This window comes from Streptomyces glaucescens, from assembly GCF_002154375.1.
In the GTDB taxonomy this organism is placed as follows: domain Bacteria; phylum Actinomycetota; class Actinomycetes; order Streptomycetales; family Streptomycetaceae; genus Streptomyces; species Streptomyces glaucescens.
Map to the genome: position 1 here is coordinate 1 of NZ_MUND01000590.1, position 3,227 is coordinate 3,227.

3 protein-coding genes are annotated in these 3,227 nt (G+C 75.6%); all 3 read left to right on the forward strand.

Annotated elements, in window-relative coordinates; genetic code table 11:
* The first annotated feature begins 113 nt into the window (after nucleotides 1-113).
* Nucleotides 114-1,742, forward strand: a complete 1,629-nt coding sequence (locus CCN42_RS32475) for a phytoene desaturase (RefSeq protein ID WP_086740965.1) — start codon at nucleotides 114-116, stop codon at nucleotides 1,740-1,742.
* Nucleotides 1,739-2,764 (forward strand): phytoene/squalene synthase family protein, encoded by a 1,026-nt coding sequence (locus CCN42_RS32480; protein WP_086740966.1) that lies wholly within the window; start codon nucleotides 1,739-1,741, stop codon nucleotides 2,762-2,764. The genes CCN42_RS32475 and CCN42_RS32480 overlap by 4 nt, the downstream gene beginning before the upstream one ends.
* A partial coding sequence (locus CCN42_RS32485) for a Rieske (2Fe-2S) protein (RefSeq protein ID WP_143662091.1) occupies nucleotides 2,761-3,227 on the forward strand: 467 nt, incomplete at its 3' end. The genes CCN42_RS32480 and CCN42_RS32485, both read left to right, overlap by 4 nt.

Consider the following 3,227-nt stretch of genomic DNA (forward strand, 5'->3'; position numbering starts at 1 on the left):
GTGGACGTGCCCGAGGTCCCGACCATCCCCAGGGTGGACGTGCCCGAGGTCCCGGCCCTCTCCGCCCCGGCCTTGTCCCAGACCCTGGACACCGGTGCCGAGGAGACCGCCCGATGACGCGCACCCTGCCCGGGCGGACGGATCACGTCGTCGTGGTCGGGGCCGGACTCGCCGGACTGTCGACCGCCCTGCACCTGCTCGGCGCCGGACGCCGCGTCACCCTGGTGGAACGCGATGCCCAGCCCGGCGGGCGGGCCGGCCGCCGCACCCTCGGCGGCTACCGGATCGACACCGGCCCCACCGTGCTGACCATGCCCGATCTCGCGGACGAGGCCTTCGCGGCCGTCGGCGACAGCCTGCGCCGCCGCGTCGACCTGATCCCCCTCCACCCGGCCTACCGGGCCTGCTTCGCCGACGGCAGCAGCCTCGACGTGCACACCGACGCGGACGCGATGGCCGACGAGGTCGAGCGTTTCGCCGGGCCTGCCGAGGCGATGGGTTACCGGCGGCTGCGTGACTGGCTGACCAGGCTCCACCGGGCCCAGATGCGCCGCTTCATCGACGCCGACTTCGACTCCCCGCTGGACCTGCTCACCCCTGACCTCGCCCGGCTGGCCGCACTCGGCGGTTTCGGCCGCCTCGACGCGCGGATCGGCCGCTTCCTCACGGACGAACGGCTGCGCCGGATCTTCTCCTTCCAGGCCCTGTACGCCGGTGTCCCCCCGGCCCGGGCCCTCGCCGCGTACGCCGTCATCGCCTACATGGACACCGTCGCCGGTGTGTACTTCCCCCGAGGCGGCATGCACGCCCTGCCGCGGGCCATGGCGGACGCCGCCGCCGAGGCGGGCGCCGAGCTGCGGTTCGGCCAGCGCGTCACCCGCCTGGAACGGTCCGGGGCCCGTGTCACGGCCGTCGTCACCGACCAGGACCGCATCCCGTGCGACGCGGTCGTCCTCACCCCCGACCTGCCCGTCGCCTACCGGCTGCTGGGCCGCCGGCCCCGCAGGCCGCTGCCGCTGCGGCACTCCCCGTCCGCGGTCGTGCTGCACGCGGGCACCGACCGCACCTGGGACCACCTCGCCCACCACACCCTCTCGTTCGGGGCGGCCTGGCGCTCCACCTTCGAGGAACTCACCCGTACCGGCCGGCTGATGAGCGATCCTTCCCTGCTCATCACGCGGCCCACCGCCACGGATCCCTCGCTCGCACCCCCCGGCCACCACCTGCACTACATCCTCGCCCCCTGCCCCAACACCGACATCGGGCCCGGTGCCGCCGCCTGGAGCGACCTGGGGCCGCGCTACCGGGACACGCTGCTGAGAGAACTGGAACGGCGCGGCCTCGACGGCATCGAGGCAGCCATCCAGGAGGAGTGCCTGATCACTCCCGCCGACTGGCAGGCCCAGGGACACGCTGCGGGGACGCCCTTCTCGGCGGCCCACACCTTCGCCCAGACCGGCCCCTTCCGGCCGCGCAATCTGGTCCGGGGCACCGAGAACGCCGTACTCGCCGGCTGCGGGACCACCCCCGGCGTCGGCGTGCCGACCGTGCTGCTGTCGGGGAAGCTGGCCGCCGCGCGGATCACCGGCGCACGCTCCACCGTGAAGCCGCCCGCCGCGAAGCCGCCCAGCGGGAAGCCGCCCAGCGGGAAGCCGCCCAGCGGGAAGCCGTCCACCGCGAAACCGTCCACCGCGAAACCGTCCACCGTGAAGCCGCCCGCCGTGAAGGAGACCTCCGCATGACCGACCGGGAACTCGACGCGGCCGGGATCCACGGCACGGCGCTGCGCGCCGCGTACCGCCACTGCCGCGCCCTGAACGCACGGCACGGGAAGACGTACTTCCTCGCCACCCGGCTGCTGCCGATCGAACGCAGGCCCGCCGTGCACGCCCTGTACGGCTTCGCCCGCTGGGCCGACGACATCGTCGACCGTCCCGTTCCCGGCGCCGGCCCCGCCCACCGCGGCACCGCCCTCGCCGACCTGCGGGAGAACCTCCGACGAGGCCTGCGGCAGGAACACAGCGCGGAACCCGTGGTGCGAGCCGTCGCCGACACCGCGCGCCGCTACGCCATCGACCACGCGCACTTCCACGACTTCATGACCGCGATGTGCTCCGACCTGGTGGTGACCGACTACCCGACCTACGCCGACCTGCGCGGCTACACGCACGGCTCGGCGGCGGTCATCGGTCTGCAGATGCTGCCCGTCCTCGGCACGGTCGTCCCGCGCGCGCAGGCCGCACCGCACGCCGCCGCCCTGGGCGTGGCCTTCCAGCTGACCAACTTCCTGCGCGACGTGGGCGAGGACCTCGACCGCGGTCGTGTCTACCTCCCCGCCGACCTGCTCGCCGGCCACGGCGTCGACCGGGAACTGCTGCGCTGGAGCAGGGACACCGGCCGCCGGGACCGCCGCGTCACCGCCGCCCTCCGGGAGTTCGAGGCGCTCACCCGCGGCGTCTACCGCGAGGCGGCACCGGGTCTCGCCATGCTGGACCCGGTCTCGCGGCCCTGCATCCGCACCGCGTACGTGCTCTACGGCGGCATCCTCGACGCCGTGGCCCGCGACGGCTACGCCGTGCTGCACCGCCGCTCCGTGGTGCCCCGCCGCAACCGGGCGGCGGTCGCCGCCGACGGGCTCGTCCGCGTGGCCGCGGCCCGGCTCCGCCACCGCGGCGCCGCCCGCCATCCCGCGTCAGGAGCGGCGGACACCCCGCCGGCCAGCGCACCCGCCGCCCGCCCCACCGTCCTGGAGGAGGTCGCGTGAATCCCGTCCCACCGCCCGCTCGACGTGGCCGCCTGCCCCTCTCCCTGCGACGGCGACCCGTCCCCTGGGAGAGCCAGCGCCCCACCTGGCGGGAGGCCAGGCCCGCGGTGATCGCCCAGGCGCTGAAGCGCGCCCAGGCCCGCCCGTCCGGCAACTGGTACGTGGTCGGCGCGTCCCGCACCCTGCGCGGGGACCGGCCGCTGGCACGGACCGTGGCGGGGCAGGAGGTGGTCGTCTGGCGCGGCGCCGACGGCCGCCCGCACGCCGGCCCCGGTGTCTGCCCCCACCTCGGCGCCCCCCTGGGCGAGAGTCCGGTACGTTGCGGCACTCTCGTCTGCCGCTGGCACGGACTCGCCCTGGACGGCACCCCGCGCGCCGGCTGGGAGCCGCTGCCGGTGCACGACGACGGCCTCCTGCTCTGGGTGCTGCTCGACGAGGCCGGCGGGGAGGAGCCGCTGGACGA

Excerpts from the sequence above, each read along its gene's own strand:
- CCN42_RS32475 (WP_086740965.1), top strand. The coding sequence starts at position 114 with ATGACGCGCACCCTGCCCGGGCGGACGGATCACGTCGTCGTGGTCGGG.
- CCN42_RS32480 (WP_086740966.1), top strand. The coding sequence starts at position 1,739 with ATGACCGACCGGGAACTCGACGCGGCCGGGATCCACGGCACGGCGCTG.